Source organism: Mycetocola sp. Y442, from assembly GCF_056898615.1.
Map to the genome: position 1 here is coordinate 337,730 of NZ_JBXHBV010000003.1, position 17,436 is coordinate 355,165.

Annotated in this window: 16 protein-coding genes; 3 read left to right on the forward strand and 13 right to left on the reverse strand. The window is 65.0% G+C overall.

Annotated elements, in window-relative coordinates:
- The first annotated feature begins 15 nt into the window (after positions 1-15).
- On the forward strand, positions 16-1,005 hold the full coding sequence (locus AC1X6S_RS13170) for a hypothetical protein (RefSeq protein ID WP_483406203.1): 990 nt from the start codon (positions 16-18) through the stop codon (positions 1,003-1,005).
- Between the two features lie 105 nt (positions 1,006-1,110).
- On the opposite strand, the gene AC1X6S_RS13175 is transcribed toward AC1X6S_RS13170, so the two are convergent.
- From AC1X6S_RS13175 to AC1X6S_RS13215, 9 genes are all read right to left on the reverse strand, one after another.
- The gene (locus tag AC1X6S_RS13175) at positions 1,111-2,430 is read right to left on the reverse strand and encodes an ABC transporter substrate-binding protein (protein ID WP_483406204.1); all 1,320 of its coding nucleotides are present in this window, start codon (positions 2,428-2,430) and stop codon (positions 1,111-1,113) included.
- A gap of 17 nt (positions 2,431-2,447) precedes the next feature.
- Positions 2,448-3,281, reverse strand: a complete 834-nt coding sequence (locus AC1X6S_RS13180) for a carbohydrate ABC transporter permease (protein ID WP_483406205.1) — start codon at positions 3,279-3,281, stop codon at positions 2,448-2,450.
- Complete coding sequence (locus AC1X6S_RS13185) at positions 3,268-4,239, reverse strand: carbohydrate ABC transporter permease (RefSeq protein WP_483406206.1); 972 nt, start codon at positions 4,237-4,239, stop codon at positions 3,268-3,270. The genes AC1X6S_RS13180 and AC1X6S_RS13185 overlap by 14 nt, the downstream gene beginning before the upstream one ends.
- Before the next feature lie 60 nt (positions 4,240-4,299).
- Complete coding sequence (locus tag AC1X6S_RS13190; protein WP_483406207.1) at positions 4,300-4,635, reverse strand: hypothetical protein; 336 nt, start codon at positions 4,633-4,635, stop codon at positions 4,300-4,302.
- Positions 4,636-4,686: 51 nt separating this feature from the next.
- Positions 4,687-5,016 (reverse strand): hypothetical protein, encoded by a 330-nt coding sequence (locus tag AC1X6S_RS13195; protein ID WP_483406208.1) that lies wholly within the window; start codon positions 5,014-5,016, stop codon positions 4,687-4,689.
- Positions 5,017-5,166: 150 nt separating this feature from the next.
- Entirely contained in the window at positions 5,167-6,258 is a 1,092-nt protein-coding gene (locus AC1X6S_RS13200; protein ID WP_483406209.1) for a hypothetical protein, read from the reverse strand.
- Complete coding sequence (locus AC1X6S_RS13205) at positions 6,228-7,676, reverse strand: CCA tRNA nucleotidyltransferase (RefSeq protein ID WP_483406210.1); 1,449 nt, start codon at positions 7,674-7,676, stop codon at positions 6,228-6,230. Before AC1X6S_RS13205 ends, AC1X6S_RS13200 begins: the two co-directional genes overlap by 31 nt.
- A gap of 200 nt (positions 7,677-7,876) precedes the next feature.
- On the reverse strand, positions 7,877-10,408 hold the full coding sequence (locus AC1X6S_RS13210) for a LuxR C-terminal-related transcriptional regulator (protein WP_483406211.1): 2,532 nt from the start codon (positions 10,406-10,408) through the stop codon (positions 7,877-7,879).
- A 96-nt stretch (positions 10,409-10,504) separates the two neighbouring features.
- Complete coding sequence (locus AC1X6S_RS13215) at positions 10,505-10,795, reverse strand: hypothetical protein (protein ID WP_483406212.1); 291 nt, start codon at positions 10,793-10,795, stop codon at positions 10,505-10,507.
- A gap of 44 nt (positions 10,796-10,839) precedes the next feature.
- Between AC1X6S_RS13215 and AC1X6S_RS13220 the strand changes: the two genes are divergently transcribed.
- Positions 10,840-12,348, forward strand: a complete 1,509-nt coding sequence (locus tag AC1X6S_RS13220) for a SulP family inorganic anion transporter (protein WP_483406213.1) — start codon at positions 10,840-10,842, stop codon at positions 12,346-12,348.
- A 121-nt stretch (positions 12,349-12,469) separates the two neighbouring features.
- A complete protein-coding gene (locus tag AC1X6S_RS13225; protein WP_483406214.1) occupies positions 12,470-12,748 on the forward strand; it encodes a hypothetical protein in 279 nt (92 codons plus the stop codon).
- A 76-nt stretch (positions 12,749-12,824) separates the two neighbouring features.
- On the opposite strand, the gene AC1X6S_RS13230 is transcribed toward AC1X6S_RS13225, so the two are convergent.
- From AC1X6S_RS13230 to kdpC, 4 genes are all read right to left on the reverse strand, one after another.
- Positions 12,825-13,316, reverse strand: coding sequence for a hypothetical protein (locus tag AC1X6S_RS13230; RefSeq protein ID WP_483406215.1), 492 nt, complete (start codon positions 13,314-13,316; stop codon positions 12,825-12,827).
- Between the two features lie 209 nt (positions 13,317-13,525).
- The gene (locus tag AC1X6S_RS13235; RefSeq protein WP_483406216.1) at positions 13,526-14,269 is read right to left on the reverse strand and encodes a response regulator; all 744 of its coding nucleotides are present in this window, start codon (positions 14,267-14,269) and stop codon (positions 13,526-13,528) included.
- Between the two features lie 5 nt (positions 14,270-14,274).
- A complete protein-coding gene (locus tag AC1X6S_RS13240; protein ID WP_483406217.1) occupies positions 14,275-16,809 on the reverse strand; it encodes a sensor histidine kinase in 2,535 nt (844 codons plus the stop codon).
- Positions 16,810-16,811: 2 nt separating this feature from the next.
- On the reverse strand, positions 16,812-17,420 hold the full coding sequence (kdpC, locus tag AC1X6S_RS13245; protein WP_483406218.1) for a potassium-transporting ATPase subunit KdpC: 609 nt from the start codon (positions 17,418-17,420) through the stop codon (positions 16,812-16,814).
- Positions 17,421-17,436: the final 16 nt, after the last annotated feature.

Sequence of the window (17,436 nt, forward strand, 5' to 3'; positions counted from 1 at the left end):
GCCATCCTCGAGACCATGGCGACCGATCTGATTCGCGACGACGACCCCCTGCAACTCACCCGCTCCCTCGAACTGATCGGGGGCGACGGGAGGGCGCTTCGGCGCGGCCTCGCGTCCGGCACTGTCGTCGGCCTCCGCCGCGGCGCCTATGTCGCGAGTGATACCTGGGCAGCACTCACCGACCGGGACAGGTACCTGCTCCGCATGCGGGCGGCCACAGCCACCCGTGCGGGCGGCGCGGTGTTTGGCTACGAGTCGGCGGCTGCCCTGTGGGGGCTTCCGGTGATCGGCAGCTGGCCCGACACCGTTCACCTCTATTCGGCCGACGGCAGTCGGCGCGCGTCCCGCAACGGTGTTCTGTGGCATCAGGCGCCGCTCGGGGACACTGACGTCGTGGATCTCAACGGCACTCTCGTGACGAGTCTGGCGCGGACGATGCTCGACCTCGCTCGATCGGCGACCTTCCTCTCAGCGGTTGTCACGCTCGACGCCGCACTCGGTCGCGATGCGCGCGGCCGCGATGCGCGCGGCCGCGACGACACGACAGCGGCCGAGCTCGTGCGGAGCGATCTTTTGGAGCGACTCGCCGCGCTGGGGCCGGCCAGAGGCTCCCGCCGGGCCCTGCGGGCAATCACCTTCGCGTCGCCGAACGCGGAGTCACCCGGCGAGTCGGCAAGCAGGGTGACCATGTACCGGTGCGGATTTCCGGCACCTGTTCTCCAGTTCCCGGTGACCGACAGGAACGGCACCACCTGGTTCGCTGACTTCGGCTGGCCAGCGTTTCGACTGCTCGGCGAGTTCGACGGTTACGTCAAGTACTCGCGGGCATCCATGACCGGCGGCACGAGCATCGAAGAGATCGTGTGGGCTGAGAAACGGCGCGAGGATCTGATGCGCGGCACCGGCAACGGGATGGTCAGGTGGTTGTGGGATGCCGCGCTGAGCCCGCGGCTTCTCACCGCGGCGCTGCGCGAGGCTGGCCTGCCCCAGTCGGCACGCCGGTAGGCACGAGAACATCAGTTCCGGTCGAGAACACCCCGCGGAACTGATGGCCTCGGCCGGAAGTGATGTTCTCGGGGTGGGGCAACGCGCGGGGCGGGCTCGGGAGAGCTAGCCCGCGATCGCCGCGTTCGCCGCGTCCTCGGCCCGCTTCAGACCGGCCTTCACGTCGAGCGTTCCCTTGAAGATCTCCTGGAAGATCGGGTCGAACGCCTCGAATCCCTTGCCGTAGTTGGGTCCGGTCGGAGCGGGAATCGGATCGGCCTCGTCGATCACGTCGAAGAACGGGTCCACCGAGACGTTCTCGCCGTCCCAGAAGTCGAAGTAACCAGCCTGCGCGCTCTTCACAGCGGGCACGGCTGCACCCGAGGTACCGAGATACCCGTTACCTTCCTCCGAGCCAAGCCAGGCGAGGACCTCCGCGATGGCATCCTGTTTCTCGGATGCCGCGTTGCCAGCGACGACGACGCCGTTCGTCACCGAGACACGGCCAGCAGGCCCGGCGGGAATCGGCGCGACGCCCCACTCGAATTCCGCGCCGTCGGCGATGTTCTTGAGGTTGTAGAGGCCCGACTGGAACATGGCGACCTTGCCCTGCAGGAACGCGTCACGGCTGAAGTCGCTGTTGGTGTTGGTGTCAGCGGCTGACGGCGCGACCTTCGCAACGTTGATGGCGTTCACGAGGTAACTGACAGCTTCGACCGTCCTGGGATCCGTGAAGGCGAACTCGTCGCCCTCCTGGTAGACACCGCCGTTCGATCCGATGAACGGGAGCGTGATCGCCTGGGTGTCGTAACCGACGTTTGTGCCGTACTGCGCGATCGCCCCGTTGAACGCGGGGTCAGCGGCCGAGACTCCGGCTGTGTCGAGGGTCAGCGCCTTCGCGACAGGCAGGTAGGTGTCCGCGGCCGGGTCCGGGGACCAGGTGAGGTCGGCGAGGGACTCAGGGGTCACTCCCGCAGCGTCAAGAAGCGCCTTGTTGTAGTAGACACCCACTCCGGCGTCGTACAGCTGCGGAACTCCCCACAGCTTGCCGTCGCGGGTGAACTGGTTGACAACACTTTGTTCCCACTCGGCGCTGGCGTCGTCGCCGAGGACGTCGTCGACGTTCACGAGCTTTCCCGAATCGGCGTATGCGCCGAAGTAGGAGTTGTTGACCCAGAAGATGTCATCCATCGTCTTGCCGGCGATGTCGGTGCGGAGCTTGGTCCAGTAGTCGCCCCAGCCGACGATGTTGATCTCGACGTCGATCTCGGGATTCTGCTTCTCGAACGCCGCGAAGGATTCCTCATAGGCCTCGGCCACGGTGTCGTCCCAGAGCCGGAACGACACTGTCGTCTTTTCGTCGTCAGGGCTGCCTGCCGCACAACCGGTGAGTGCGAGGGCGGACGCGGCGACGACTGCCGCAAACTGAAGAAAACGCTGAGCCATTTCGGGTGGTCTTTCTTTTACTTGAATCCGGAGATCGTGATGGAGCGGACGACCTGCTTCTGGAAGGCCAAAAACAGCACGACCAGCGGGACCAGGGCGAGCGTCGTCGCGGCCATCACGAGGGTCCAATTGCCGTTGTACTGAGACTGGAGGCTAGCAGTTGCGACTGTGATGACCCTCCAGTCCGGTCCCGTCGTGATGACGAGGGGCCAGAGGAAACTGTTCCACTGGCTGACGATGGTGATGAGGGTAAGTGTCGCGAGAATCGGTTTCGAGAGGGGAACGATGATGCTGCGGAGGATGCGCCAGTGCCCGGCCCCGTCGATCCTCGCGGCATCGACGAGGTCATTGGGAATGCCGCGGAAATACTCGCGGAGCAGGAAGATCGCATACGGGCTACCGAACATGAACGGCAGAACCAGTCCCCAGAACGTGTTGCGAAGTCCGAGTTCGACCATCATCAGGTACAGCGGAATGACGAGCACAATATTTGGGACCATCAGGCCGGAGAGATAGACCCAGAACAGCACACGGCGGCCAACGAAGTCGATGCGGGCGAAGGCATATGCAGCGAGCACCGAGAACCCCAGCTGGAATATGACGATGACGGATGTCACGGCGACCGTCACGAGGATCGCATTCCCGAATTCGGCTGGCCCGGTGAGCAGCGTCACAAAGTTCTCGAACGCGAACGGAGCCGGCACGGTGAGTGAATCCTCACTCGCGAACTGGCGCGGCGATTTGAATGCGGTCATCACGCTGAGCACAAATGGCCCGAGCGTGACGATGGCGGCCGCGATGAGGATCAGGTAGGCGCCGATGGTGGTGATGATGCGGCTAGGAGAGGTCATAGGTCGTCCTCTTGCCGAAGTAGAGCTGCTGGCCAAGCGTGATGACGACGAGCACGGACAGAAGCACAACGGCCATGACGGCGGCGTGCCCGAGATCAAAGGTCGAGAAAGCCTCGCTGTAGATGCGGGACGCGACGACGTCGGTCCTGCCGTACGTACCGGCATCCGTCACGACGAACGGACCACCGCCGGTGAGCGCGTAGATCTGGTCGAACAACTGGAAGACGCTGATCACGCTCGTGACGAGCACGAAGAAGGTGGTCGGCCTGAGTAGCGGCAGCTTGATTCGGAAGAACGTGGCGATCGGACCCGCCCCGTCCATGCGCGCAGCGTCGAGGATCTGAGTGGGGATATTGAGCAGTCCCGCCATGAAGAACAGGGTGATGTAGCCGACGTTTGACCAGATCACCACGGCGGCAACGGATGGGAGCGCAAGCGCGGGATCGCTGAGCCACTCGATGCGTGTGCCGATCAGGTCGTTGAGCAGGCCATCGGTGGGCGCCAGGATCCAGCGCCAGACGATGCCGAGAGCGAGCGGGGCACATACCCACGGGAGAATGTAAATGGTTCGGAAGAACAGTGACCCGGGGAGCCCGCGGGTGAGCAGCGAAGCGGCGACGACGCCGAGCACCGTCTGCACCGGAATCACGATCACGACGAAGAACAGCGTCACGGCGAGCGAGTTGTAAAACGTGGGGTCACTGAACACGTCACCGTAGTTCGCAAAACCGACCGGCGTTATCGGGGAGAGCAGATCCCAGCTCTGGAAGCTCAACCAGAACACCACGAGGATCGGCAGCACAAGGAACGCGGCGAGGCCGAAGAGGCTCGGTGCGAGCATCGAGTACGCGGCGACGTTGCTCCTGCCGCGATGAGTCCTGCGGCTGGGCAGGGGAGGGCTGCCGTGATCTGTCCTGCGGCTGGGCGCGGACGCGCCTTGCAGCAGTATTTCGGGCATCCGTCAATCGTAAATGCTGCATCGGGGTCACCCCGACCGCGCACGACGGATGCTGCGGCGTCAGTCCTCGGGGATCACCGGGTTATTACCCGGCGTCGCGTGAGGCAGATCTTCCTCGACGTCGTGTTCCACCGACGAGATCGGATTTCCCGGCGTCGTCCGGTCAACGTCGTCGTCGACCGCATCGGTGCCCGAAAGCGGATTTCCCACCGTGGCGTGAAGTTGGTTTTCTTCGGCGAGGTGTTCCGGATCCTCGATGGGGTCACCGGTCGTTGTGTAATCTGCACCGTTCGCTGCCTGAGATTTGTCGGCGGTCCTGAATTTCTCGTCCGAGCCGTATTCCTCCGTTGGAATAGCTGGCTTCACCCGGTCGTCCGGGTCGTGTGAGTGAGTCATTCTGCAGACACTACGCGCGCGATGAGGCCAGCAACAGGGGCTTTCTGCGGGTCAGTGCGCGCCGAGCTTCTCCGGTGACACTGTGTTGAGGAGCGAACGGATGCTCCCGTCGAGAGTGAGCTTCTGAGAAACCTCGACGGCCCGCGCGAGGTCAGGACCCGTCAGCGCGACGTACACCGGTTCGACATGGTGGACGAATCCGATAGTCATGCCGTTAAGGAGCACTTTCTCAACGTCCTGCCCGGCGTGCTTGAGGTGAAGTTCAACATCCCGTTCCACCTTGTCGCTCTCGAGCTGGATATGAACAAGCCAGGTTGCCGTCTTCGGTTTGCGACCGAATGTGGTCGCTGTGTCGATTCGCTCGGCGGTGGTGATGCGCATGAGATTCTCCTGACATGCGTACGCTGCGTTGAGTACGCTCTCGACACCCAAAATAGGCGCGGAACACCCGAGTAAAAAGGGCTTGACAGCCGGACGCTGTGCGCTGCACGGAGTCTGAGCGCTGCAGGGAGTCTGAGCGCTGCAGGGCCCTCAGCCGCCGAGAATACCCGCGACGACAGCGGCGATGACACAGACCGCGTACGTGACGAGAACAATCACCGTGAGGTTCGGCGTCGGCAGCCGTCTCCCGCCATCGGCGACGATGTCCGTCCTGACGTCCCCGACGCGCTCGTCCCGATAATTCACGGTTCGCTTGTACGCGCCCTCGGCAATAGTGCCGATGATCCGCTGGATGCGCTCCCACTCCGCGGGCTCAGCGAGGGCGAACGGCCGTGGCCGGTAAAGGAAAAGCCTGTCGTCAACGACTTCGATGTCGAAGTCCCGGCCTTCATCGATGAGGACGGCCATCAGGTCCGGGGTGAGCAGGTAGAGCGCGTCACGCTCGTATCCGGGCGGACAGGTCATCCGGAAGTGACGGCTGAAGTCACCCTCGAGCGCGATGGCGCCCTGCCCCGAGTACGGGTTCTCGAGTTCGCGCCCGCGCAAACCGTGGTTGGACAGTGAGTCAAGGACGATATGCGGGAACCGTCGGGGCAGGTCGACCTCGACGTAACCCCACACGTGCTGTTCAGCACCACCCTTCGGAAGACTCCTCAGATAGGAGAGATTACCGACGCTCCACCGTGACTGCTCACCAAAGTCGACGACGTCGGACGCGCGCCTCCGGTCGCCGCGCGAAAAGAGCATCCCGGCCAGCTGTGGCGCTGGCATGACCACTGTGTACCTGGCGCCATTCTGCTCGGCGAAGCGGGCGATCCGGAACCGGTCCCGCCACAACCGTGATCCCCATCGCGGCCAGCGAAATCGCCCGACGATGAGCGTTGAACCGAAGACCATCAGCGCTGAGACGAGGGCGACCACGACACTTTCGACGCTGACGCCCTCGACGAGGATCAGCAGGCCGACAAGGGCACTGGCAACGCCGAACACGGCCATGCCGATGACGGTCAGCCATCCCCGGAGGCTCGGCGCTGTCGGGTCCAGCCTCGGCACCCCGGCAGCGATGGACGTGTGACGAAATGAGCGCAGTTCGGGGCCGGTCACCGGCTCAGCGAGTGCTCTCAGGTCGAGTGCCGTCGCTGCCCCGCCGCTCACGAACTCGCGTCCCGCTGAGCCCACCACTCACGAAGACGACGTTCGGCTTCTTCCGCGCCAAGCGGTCCCTCATCGAGGCGCAGCTCGAGCAACCACTTGTAGGCCTCGCCCACCTCGCGGCCCGGCTTGATTCCCAGAATCCGCTGGATATCGTTGCCGTCGAGATCCGGACGAACGGATTCCATCTCCTCGCGTTCGCGCAGGTCGGCGATGCGGGCTTCGAGGTCGTCGTAAGCGAATCCGAGGCGGTCTGCCTTGCGGCGGTTTCGGGTGGTGACATCGGCCCTGGTGAGGATGTGCAGCCGTTCGAGCAAGTGGCCGGCATCCCGCACGTAACGGCGCACCGCGGAGTCGGTCCAGGCCCCGTCGGTGTAGCCGAAGAACCGGAGGTGAAGCTCGATGAGCCGGGAAACATCCTTCACCGTGTCGTTGTCGTACCGGAGCGCGGTCAATCGCTTCTTCGCCAGTTTCGAGCCCACCATGTCGTGGTGGTAGAAGCTCACAGCTCCGCCGGGCTCGAGCCGACGGGTTGCGGGCTTCCCGATGTCGTGCAGGATGGCCGCGAGTCGCAACGTGAGGTCCGGCGCCTCGCCCGGATGCCGCGCCTTTTCGTAATCGATGGCCTGTTCGAGCACAGTCAGCGAGTGCTGGTAGACATCTTTGTGGTGGTGGTGCTCGTCGATCTCCAGCCGCAGCGCGGGAATCTCCGGGATCACGATCTCCGCGATGCCGGTGTCGACGAGGAGCTCGATCCCCGCCCTCGGCTTGTCGGTGAGCAACAGCTTCGACAGTTCCCCCTGCACCCGTTCGGGAGACACGATCCGGATGCTGTCAGCCATATCGCTCATCGCCGCGGCTGCCGCCGGTTCAACGGAGAACCCCAGCTGGGCGGCGAAACGTGCGGCACGGAGCATCCGCAGTGGGTCGTCTCCGAAGCTGACCTCTGGGGCACTCGGGGTCCGCAGGGTTTCAGCGAGCAGATCCTCAACACCGCCGTGCGGGTCGACGAGGATCTTCTCGGGCACCCGGAACGCCATGGCGTTGACCGTGAAGTCGCGCCGGTGAAGATCGTCTTCGAGATTGGTGCCGAACGCGACGACCGGCTTGCGGGTTACACCGTCGTAGGCGTCAGCGCGATAGGTGGTGATCTCCACGGTCTCGGTCACACCGTTCGCCGTCACTCGCGCGCCGATGGTGCCGAAGTCGCGGCCGATGTCCCACTGCGCGTCTGCAACGGGTTTGGTAACCGCGAGGATCTCATCCGGCGACGCGTTCGTGGTGAAGTCGAGGTCGGTGACCGGGCGGCTCAGCATGGCATCCCGCACCGGACCGCCGACGAGCGCGAGTTCAAATCCGGCTGCGGAGAACGCGGATGCCACCTTCATCACGACCGGCGACGCGGCAAGTTCCGACAGGCGTTCCAACGATTCAGCCATGCTCACCATGGGTTCAATGGTAAGGGGGCCGCTGGTGCCCGGGCGACGGCGTCTTCTCGACAACCGACCTCAACAACCAACCGCGATCGACCAAAACTCGATCGACCAAAAGTTTGAGCCACGCGCCATCGGTGTTCAAGCTGCCCCACGAGAACACCGACGGACGCGAAGCTACAGAGATAGTGTGTCCGAGCTGACTACGCCGCACACTAGGGGGCATCCCTAGTCAGGGATCTCTCAGGTTGGGCGGACGGAGGTAACTCCTCCCCGTCGATCAGGTGCCGGATGCCGCGCCGCGAGGTGAGATGGAGCTTCGCGAGAACATTGCCCATGTGGTACTCGACACCCTTGACGGTGACGAAGAGGCGCTGGGCCACCTCTCGGTTCGTGAGTCCCTGGGCAGCAAGGCGTGCGACTTCGCGCTCCCGCCCGCTGAGCACGCTCAGGGGGTCCTTCGTCGCCGCCGATGGACGCGAGGGAAGCGCCGATTCGTCGCGGAGCTCGAGCCACCAGCCACGCTCAACCTGAGCGCGGGGGTGCTCGGTCGCGAGCGCCTGCCTGGCGATGCGCACGACAGCGGCGCGGTCACCCTTTGCCCGCGCGGCGACAGCCCTAACCAGCATGGTGAGGGACGTGTCGACCGCGGATCGCGACAGGTCGGCGTCGGGGAGGAGGATCTCCGCTGCTTCGAGTTCACCGCGCGCCGCTGGCACGAGCGCGGCAACGACCTGGCAACTCCCGTATGTCCAGGAACCACCGAAGTCGTCGGCAAGTGACACAGCGACAGCGGCGGCGGTCGACGCGTCGTCCCAGTTCCCGCGTCTGAACTGGGCAAGGGCGAGCTCGATGCGCCCGAAGGGAGCGAGTGCGGGGTTTATCGCGTCCGTCAGTTCGATCCCCAGCTCAAGGTCGCGGATCGCGTCATCGAGGCGACCCTGCTGGCGGCGAACTCCGCCGCGAACGACCAGCATCAGCGCGTGGCGCGGCTCAAAACCCGATTGCTCCCCCCGGCTGATGTGCTCGGAGATCTCCGCATCGACGGGTTCCGCGGCACCCGACCGCCACCTCGCGAGCGTCCGCCAGGTGAGCGCGATGCCTTCCAGTTCGTCAAGGTCGACGCCGCCGATTGACTCCGGAGTGTCCAGCAGGGCAGAACGGGTTCTCCCGACCTCGGAGAGGACAGCGTCGCACGCCTGGCAGACGGCCTCGAACCTGCGCGCTTCGATCTCCAGGTATGCCATCGAGCCATTGGCGAGAGCCACGATGGCTCTCTCTCGCAGGGTTGCCGGGCGACACAGCGCTGCACGGGAGAGCATCGTCCTCGCGGGCGCGATGTCTCCCATCGCGTAGAGTGCGCTGCCGAGGAGAAGATCCCGTTCCGGCCCTGCGGGGAGGTTACTGAACTCAGGCATGGCCGGCACCAGGAGGCTGTAATGCTGTGTCGTGACGGCGTAAATACCTGCCCTGATGAGCCGTTCGTGCCGGTCGGCCAAAGAGCTGGACACGGATGAACCCCAGCGAAGGTAACGTACGGCTCTCGCCGCCTCATGGTTCCGCAGGGCTTCTTCCGCCGCCGCGTCGAGTGTTCTCGCGAGTGAATCGTCGGGGCCAGGCGCAGACCTGACCCGGTGACGGAGACCTCGATCGCCTCCGACAACCTCGGCAGCCGCTCTGTGCAGTTCCTGCCGCGACCTCTCCGGGAGCTCTGCAAGCACAGCGTCACCGACCCGCTGGTGATGCATCCGCAACTCGAGCGACCCGCTCCCCTCCCCGGCATCGATCATGCCGGAGAGGATTGCGTCGTCAATTGCATCCATCGTGACGGTCGGCGATCCCAGACGGCCGGCTGCCGCCATCAGCAGGCTGGCGCTGACCGGGCCCTCCAGCGTTGCGACGAGGTGTATGACCCTGCGCGCGGCCTCCGGCATCCGGTCCATTGCCTCCCTGGTGATGGTGTCGAAGCCCGGCGCGGGCGCGAGCGCTCCGTCACCGAGCCGGCGTTCGATTTCGACGGCCACGTCGGGGGCGGATGCCACCCGGTCCAGAATCGCCCGGATGTGGAGCGGATTGCCATCGGTGGCAGCGACCAGCCGCTTGGCGGTCCGGCGCGGCACAGACACACCGAGCACCGTCCGGACGAAGTCCACCACGTGATCCGGCGACAGCCCGTCGACCTCGACGCGGATACCGGATTCGCCATCGAGAGCGAACCTCCTCACCTGGTTGAGGAGGTCAGTGGCAACGGGGCGGGCGACGACGATAAAGAGCAGTCGGTCATACAGTGATCGCCGCGCGGCGAACCAGAGCGCCCTCGCCGATTGTTCGTCGACCCACTGCGTATCGTCGATGGTGATGATGGATGCTCCCTCGCTCGCATCCACCACCGCGAGAAGCGCGGCCCCCGCGACGAGGGCCGAGACGTCCTGCTCGACCCCGCCGGCCAGGACAGGCGGAAGCAGGGACTGGTCGAAAGGTGCGAGGAGCTGATTCAGGACACCGTACGGCAGAGCCCGTTCATAGGCGTCCGCCACGGCGTGGTACCGCGGCCAGTCAGGAAGGACAGCCAGAGCCGCCCGAAGAAGCGCCGTCTTTCCGAATCCCGACTCCCCCTCGATGAGGACGAACTTCGCTCCGCCCTCCACCGTCGAGGCTGTTCGCACTATCGCATCCAGCTGGCGGGCACGCCCAAAAAGCACCGGTGGGGGCGGTGATTTTGCTCGCTCGGGGCGCACATCTGACATGGGACTCCAACGGTAAACGGGAATGGATTGTGTCACCACCCCTCATACCGGTGTAGTGCGCCGAACTTTCTGGTCCGAACTCTGGCGGGTTACCGGTCAGCGCACAAGGTACCAACGTCCCTGGTCACGAGCGGTCACCGTCCAGTTCAGAACCTCAGCGATGAGCCCGGTCTGCTCCGCCACGTGACTGCCCACCCTCAGCGCCTCACTGGCATCCTCGGCGGTAAACCGCACGACGATCCGAGGAGAGCCGGCGACGACGGAGAGATCGGATGCTTCAACAACGACGAGCTCAGCCGCAGCGGCAGCAGCTCCGGGGAGCACTGAGTCAGGCATCACCCGTGGCGCCAGCCTGCCAACGCTGATGGTCACTCGGTAGGAGGGCATTCTCCGAGCCTACGGGCCGCCGGGCGAGAGAATACAGTTGACCGGTGCCTTCACCACGATCAGCCGCTACCCCGGCGCGCTCCGGCGCTCCCCTGGCCCCGACGGTTCTCGCCACACTCAGGAACCCCAAAGCCCTGAGTGTCGAAGTACTCGCCGGCATTGTCACGACGCTGGCGCTCATTCCCGAGGTGATCTCGTTCTCCGTGATCGCCGGCGTGGATCCGAAGGTCAGCCTCGTGGCATCCGTCGTTCTCGCGATCTCGATGTCGTTCCTCGGCGGACGACCCGCGATGATTACCGCGGCAGCGGGAGCCGTCGCACTTGTCGTCGCTCCGCTGGTCAAGGAGCACGGCGTCGAGTATCTGCTGCCCGCCGTCATTCTCGCCGGCCTGATCCAGGTGCTGTTCGGCGTTACCGGGCTGGCCCGCTTGATGCGATTCATTCCCCGCTCCGTGATGATCGGTTTCGTGAACGCCCTCGGCATCCTGATCTTCACCGCGCAGGTGCCCCACCTCCTCGGACAGCCGTGGCTGGTGTATCCACTGTTCGTCCTGACCGTCGTCATAGTTCTGGTCCTGCCGAAAATCACGACAGTGATTCCGGCACCGCTCGTTGCGATCGTCGTCGTGACGGCGATCACCATGGTGGCCCACCTCACAGTGCCCACTGTCGGCGACGAGGGCGACATTGCCGGTGGCCTTCCCGGGATCACCCCTCTTCTCGTGCCGCTCAACCTCGAGACCCTCTCGATCATCGGCCCGACGGCTCTCAGCGTTGCCTTCGTCGGTCTCATGGAGACGCTGCTCACGGCCAAGCTCGTCGACGACATCACCGAGACCCGGTCAGCGAAGAACCGCGAGTCCTGGGCACTCGGCATTGCGAACACTCTGGCTGGCTTCTACGGCGGCATTGCCGGCTGTGCCATGATCGGCCAGACCGTGGTCAATGTGAAGCTGGGCAGGGCACGCACGCGGATCTCGACCTTCGTTGCCGGCGTTGTGCTTCTTTTGCTCGTGACGGTGCTCAGCGACGTGATGGAGCAGATCCCGATGGTGGCCCTCGCCGCGGTGATGATGATCGTTGCCATCACCACGGTGAACTGGCACAGCGTCTCGCCGTCGACGCTCAGGCGGATGCCGGTTCCCGAGACTGTCGTGATGCTCACGACGGTTCTCGTCGTTGTCGTCACGCACAACCTGGCCGTCGGCGTTGCCGCGGGCGCTGTCCTCGCCATCGTGCTGTTCGCGCGCCGGGTGGCGCACGTCGTTCGCGTCTCGAGGACCGTCTCAGAGGACGGCTTGAGTGTGCGTTATGCCGTGAACGGTCCGCTCTTCTTCGGATCGAGCAATGACCTCGTCGAGCAGTTCTCGTACGGCCAGGACCCGGCCGAGGTGATCGTCGATTTCAGCGCGTCGCAGATCTGGGACGCGTCGACAGTCGCGGTCCTCGACTCGATCGAATCCAAGTACAGGGCGCACGGCACGACCGTGCAGTTCGTCGGGCTCGACGACCGATCGACGAGCTTCCGCAACAACCTGACAGGACGACTCTGACCCGCGAGGGCGAGCCGCAGAGCGCGGGAATGTACACCCAATGAGGCGACAGTGGAAGAGCTGTGCGCTTTGTGCCGCCGGTGGGTAGCCTCGGGGCATCCGTCAATGAAAGGACCCCCGCATGACCGACCAGCACCCCACCGAAAGCGGAAACGACACGCTCCCTGAGCTCCCCGACCAGGGGCAGCGCGACGGCAACTACGAAGAAGCCAAGAACGCTGACGCGGCTGACCACTCGTCGCTCGAAACCCCGCCGGCTGACGGGACGGGCTCCGACGGCGCCAGCTCCGACGACTCAGTGGACGGAGCAGACGACCACGGCGGTTCGAAGCCGTCCGGCCAGTCCGGCACCTACGCCGGAACCGATGCCGTCGACGAGACCGTGCCCGTTCAGGATTGACCTGACGAAGAGAGCGCGACGCCGCTCCCGCGCACTGCTCCCGCGCGCCGCTCCCGCGCTCAGAGGATCATCGATCCTAGGTGCGACCGAACTCTGTGATGTCCTTGTGGTGGCGGGCGAACGGGAGCGGCACGGCACCAGCGTCGTCCGGGTCGCGATGCCGCAGGGGGAGGGCGACGAGCCCGACAATCAGGAGAATGATCCCGGTACTCGCCATCGTCGGCGGGAGGCCAGCCAGGAATGCGGCCACCGGTCCGTCGAAGATGGCGAGTACCGATCCACTCAGATCGGTTACGGATGCCGTCCACGCGGCCGGACTGACGATGTCGCGGAGAGCGACAGTGCCGTCGTCCACCTCAGCCACGCGCCCGACGGCCACCGAGAGCGGTGTCGTCGACGTGCGAACGACCACCGTCTCCCCCACGGCCGGCGCGCCAGCGGCCGGACCGACGATGGCGATGCTGCTGGCGGCGTCGCTCAGGACTCCCTCAATCCTCAGGGTGCGTTGACCGGTCACCGCCGTCCACAGGGTCGGCCCGATGAGCAGCAGCATGAGAGTGATGATCATTACGCGACGAAGCACAATTCCGAGGCGGAGTATGGGCTCGACGGCTGGTACGGCGCCTGCAGCTTCGTGGCGCCCTGACTCTGATACCGCCGAGGAAAGTCGGTCATTCACTGGTCGTCCCCTCGATGCCCGAATCCGTCGGGTACGGAGGTACGCCGGGCATCCGTAATTCTGGCGGTCCTGCGCGTTCAACCCACTGGGGTTGCCCCCTAGGTTTCAGATGTTGGCGCCGTCATCGTTGACGCCGGAGCAGGCCCGGATCCCGCGTCATCCGTCTGGAACCTGTAGCCCATGCCGGGTTCAGTGAGCAAAAATCGCGGCCTGGATGGATCCGGCTCGATCTTCTTGCGCAACTGGGCGATATACAACCGCAGGTACCCGGTGTCGGTGATGTGCTCAGATCCCCAGATGTCGCTGAGGAGACTCTGACGAGTGACCAGTTTTCCCGGATTCCGGACGAGAAGCTCAAGCACCTGCCATTCGGTGGGCGTGAGTCGTACCGACTCGGTCCCGGAGGCGAGGGATCGGGTGACGCTGCGCGCCGCGAGGTCGATGGTGATATCGGCGATCCGCGTCACCGGAACGGATTCCTGTGACGGCACCCGCCTGGTGAGGGCCCGGATCCGGGCGAGGAGTTCATCGATGGAGAAGGGCTTGGTGACGTAGTCATCGGCACCGGCATCCAATGCCTCGACCTTGTCGGTTGCGCCCGTGCGACCAGAGACAACAAGGATCGGCGCCTGGGTCCACCCGCGCAGCGCCTGGATCACCTCGATGCCGTCGAGCTCCGGCATCCCGAGATCGAGCATGAAAATGTCGGGGCGGTGCTCGATCGCCGCGTTGATCGCTTCCACTCCGGTCGCGGCGGTGACGATGTCATACCCCCGTGCCCGCAGGGTGACCCGAAGCGCGCGGAGGATCTGCGGGTCGTCGTCCGCGATGAGAATCTTCATGTCGGTCATTCCTGGTCGTTCGGAGCGGGTGGGGTGCTAACGAATCCGGTCTCGGCGGGAACGTCCTCGGCAATGGGGAGAGCGATCACCATGGTCAGTCCACCGCCGGGGGTGTCCTCCACCTCGAGAGTTCCGCCCATCCCCTCGGTGAATCCCTTGGACAGCGCGAGCCCGAGGCCGAGTCCAGTGAGGTTGTCGGTGTCCCCAAGACGCTGAAATGCCATAAAGACGTCGTCGCGACGTTCGGGGGCGATGCCGGGGCCGTGATCGATGATGCGGATCTCGACGGTGCCGCCGAAGCTGCTCCCCGCGACCCGCACCCGGGTTCCCGGCGGGGCGAAGCGGGTCGCGTTCGCGAGGATGTTGACGACCACCCTCTGCAGCAGCCCGGGGTCGGCGATGATGTCTGGCAGCCCGTGTTCCAGGGCGATTTCGACGTCGCGCGGTCCCAGGTGAAGCTCGTCAAGCGCGGGAAGGATGACGTCGTCTGCGGCGACTCGACTCAGTGACACCCCGAGCACACCGGCTTGCACCCGGCTCACATCGAGGAGAGTAGTGACGAGCGAGGAGAGGGTCCCGAGGCTTTCCTCCGCGGTAGCGAGGAGCTCCTCTCGATCGTCGGGCGACCAGGAAACATCGGTCGCACGCAATCCGCTCACGGCAGCTGTCGCCGCGGCGAGCGGGCGCCGAAGATCGTGACTGACGGCGGACAGCAGCGCGCTCCGTACCCGATCGGTCTCGGCGAGCGGACCGACCTCGCGAGCCGTTGCCGTGAGGTCGGAGTGTTCGAGCGCGGCGTTGACCTGAGCGGTGATCACGGCGAGAAGACGACGTTCGGATGCCTGCAGGTCGCCTCCGTGGAGCTCGAGTGTTGCCCGATCGCCAACGGGCACCGCGGTGAATTTCTCGTCGGGGGTCGGCTCGCCATCACGAACCAGTACCTGCCCGTCGACCACGAGGCGCACTCCGGTCAGGGAGAACGCCTCCCTCGTCCGGCTGATCAACGCCTGGAGCGCGCTCTGCCCGCGGAGCACACTCCCCGCGACAGTTGCGAGAAGTTCCGCTTCTGCTGCGGCGCGCCTGGCGGCTCGTGTCCGACGCGCGGCCTGGTCGACGACGTAGCTGACAAGCGTCGCGTTGAGGACGTAGAGCGCGAGCGTCACGAGCTGGATGGGTTCGTTGACCGTGATCGTGCGCACCGGCTCGACGAAGAAGAAATTGAGGGTGAGTCCCGAGAGGAAGGCGGCGAACAGGGCGGGCCAGATTCCACCCACGAGCGCAACGATGACGACGAGCAACTGATAGGCAAGGACGTCGCTCGAGAACGAGTCAGGGCTGCGGAGCGAGACGAGCAGCCAGGTGAGCAGTGGACCGGCGCCGAGAGCGAGGAGGAACCCGGCGATGCGCCGCTTCATGGTGAGCGCCCCGCCCAGCCGCGGGAGCGAGAATTTCCCTCCTCCGGCTGCGGAGTGCGTGACGATGTGCACGTCGATGTCACCGGACTCGCGAATCACCGTTGCGCCGATTCCGGGGCCGCTGATGGCTGCCGCGACGCGGTTCCTGCGGCTCACCCCGATGACGAGTTGAGTCGCGTTCGCTCCTCGCGCGAACTCAACGAGCGCACGGGGAATGTCGTCACCGACGACCTGGTGGTAACTGCCGCCGAGCTTCTCAACGAGGGCTCGTTGCTCGGCGAGGGCTTCGGGGTGTGCGCTCCGAAGCCCGTCCTGGCCCGTGACGTGCACGGCGAGGAGCTCTCCTCCAGAGGATCTGGCGGCGATCCGGGCACCGCGGCGGATGAGGGTCTCTCCCTCAAGGCCACCGGTCAGCGCGATGACGACCCGCTCCCTCGCCTCCCATTTCGCGTCGATCCCGTGCTCAGCGCGGTAATTGCGGAGCGCACTGTCGACCTCATCAGCCAGCCAGAGCAGCGCCAGTTCGCGGAGAGCCGTGAGGTTTCCGAGCCTGAAGTAATTCGACAACGCGGCGTCGATCCGCTCTGCCGGATACACCCGGCCCGCCGACAGCCGATCCCTGAGCGCCTGCGGGGCCAGGTCGACGACCTCGATCTGCTCGGCCGCTCGCAACACCTTGTCGGGAACCGTTTCGCGTTGGGGCACACCGGTGATCTGGTGAACCACGTCATTAAGCGACTCGATGTGCTGGATATTGACCGTCGAAATGACGTCGATCCCGGCGTCGAGCAGGGCGTCGACGTCCTGCCATCTCTTCTCGTTCGCGGATCCGGGAGCATTGGTGTGGGCTAGTTCGTCCACGAGGGCGACATCCGGATGCCGGGAAATCACGGCGTCGAGGTCAAGCTCGGTCAGTTCCACACCGCGGTGCGAGACGGCCATGCGCGGGATGACCTCGAGGCCTTCGACCATCGCTGCTGTGGCCGCGCGACCGTGGGTTTCCACGATCGCGACGACCACATCGCTGCCTTCATCGCGAAGACGTTTGCCTTCTTCGAGCATGGTGAAGGTCTTTCCGACACCGGGAGCGGCGCCGAGCAGGACCCTCAGCCGCCCTCGCTTCATCCTCAGCCCTTCAGGCCCTGGAGGGCGATATTCAACTCGAGCACGTTCACGGTCGGCTCGCCCAGAAAACCGACATCCCTATTCTGGACGCTATCCTCAACCAGAGCTGCGACATCATCCTCTGACAAACGTCGTTCAGCCGCTACCCGTGCCACCTGGAGACGGGCGTATTCGGGGCTGATGTGGGGATCGAGACCGGAGGCCGACGTGGTGAGGGCATCGACAGGGACCTCTCCGGGATCGACATCGTTGAACGCGGCGACCTGGTCCCTGCGCTCTTCGATTGCCGCAATCAGGTCGGGATTCTCCGGGCCAAGGTTGGAGCCGCTCGAGGCGCCAGCGTCGTAGCCGTCACCGGCTGCTGACGGCCGCGGCTGGAACCACTCGGGCAGGGGGTTGCCTTCGGCGTCGCTGAAGGACTGGCCGATGAGGGCTGAGCCGACGGTTGTCCCGTTCGCTTCGAGAGTGGAGCCATTCGCCTGACCGGGAAAGGCGATCTGCCCGATACCGGTGATCGCGAGCGGGTAGGCGAGGCCGAGGGCGACGGTGAGAACCGCGATCGCCCGGAGCGCTACCCCTGCTGTTCGCAGACTGCTGCGTGAGGTACTCATTGTTTTTTCTTCTCTC

What these genes read in the sequence shown, in the direction of transcription:
- AC1X6S_RS13170 (WP_483406203.1), top strand. Translation starts at nt 16, where the DNA reads ATGGCGACCGATCTGATTCGCGACGACGACCCCCTGCAACTCACCCGC.
- AC1X6S_RS13175 (WP_483406204.1), bottom strand. Translation starts at nt 2,430, where the DNA reads ATGGCTCAGCGTTTTCTTCAGTTTGCGGCAGTCGTCGCCGCGTCCGCC.
- AC1X6S_RS13180 (WP_483406205.1), bottom strand. Translation starts at nt 3,281, where the DNA reads ATGACCTCTCCTAGCCGCATCATCACCACCATCGGCGCCTACCTGATC.
- AC1X6S_RS13185 (WP_483406206.1), bottom strand. Translation starts at nt 4,239, where the DNA reads ATGCCCGAAATACTGCTGCAAGGCGCGTCCGCGCCCAGCCGCAGGACA.
- AC1X6S_RS13190 (WP_483406207.1), bottom strand. Translation starts at nt 4,635, where the DNA reads ATGACTCACTCACACGACCCGGACGACCGGGTGAAGCCAGCTATTCCA.
- AC1X6S_RS13195 (WP_483406208.1), bottom strand. Translation starts at nt 5,016, where the DNA reads ATGCGCATCACCACCGCCGAGCGAATCGACACAGCGACCACATTCGGT.
- AC1X6S_RS13205 (WP_483406210.1), bottom strand. Translation starts at nt 7,676, where the DNA reads ATGGTGAGCATGGCTGAATCGTTGGAACGCCTGTCGGAACTTGCCGCG.
- AC1X6S_RS13210 (WP_483406211.1), bottom strand. Translation starts at nt 10,408, where the DNA reads ATGTCAGATGTGCGCCCCGAGCGAGCAAAATCACCGCCCCCACCGGTG.
- AC1X6S_RS13215 (WP_483406212.1), bottom strand. Translation starts at nt 10,795, where the DNA reads ATGCCCTCCTACCGAGTGACCATCAGCGTTGGCAGGCTGGCGCCACGG.
- AC1X6S_RS13225 (WP_483406214.1), top strand. Translation starts at nt 12,470, where the DNA reads ATGACCGACCAGCACCCCACCGAAAGCGGAAACGACACGCTCCCTGAG.
- AC1X6S_RS13230 (WP_483406215.1), bottom strand. Translation starts at nt 13,316, where the DNA reads ATGATCATCACTCTCATGCTGCTGCTCATCGGGCCGACCCTGTGGACG.
- AC1X6S_RS13235 (WP_483406216.1), bottom strand. Translation starts at nt 14,269, where the DNA reads ATGAAGATTCTCATCGCGGACGACGACCCGCAGATCCTCCGCGCGCTT.
- AC1X6S_RS13240 (WP_483406217.1), bottom strand. Translation starts at nt 16,809, where the DNA reads ATGAAGCGAGGGCGGCTGAGGGTCCTGCTCGGCGCCGCTCCCGGTGTC.
- kdpC (WP_483406218.1), bottom strand. Translation starts at nt 17,420, where the DNA reads ATGAGTACCTCACGCAGCAGTCTGCGAACAGCAGGGGTAGCGCTCCGG.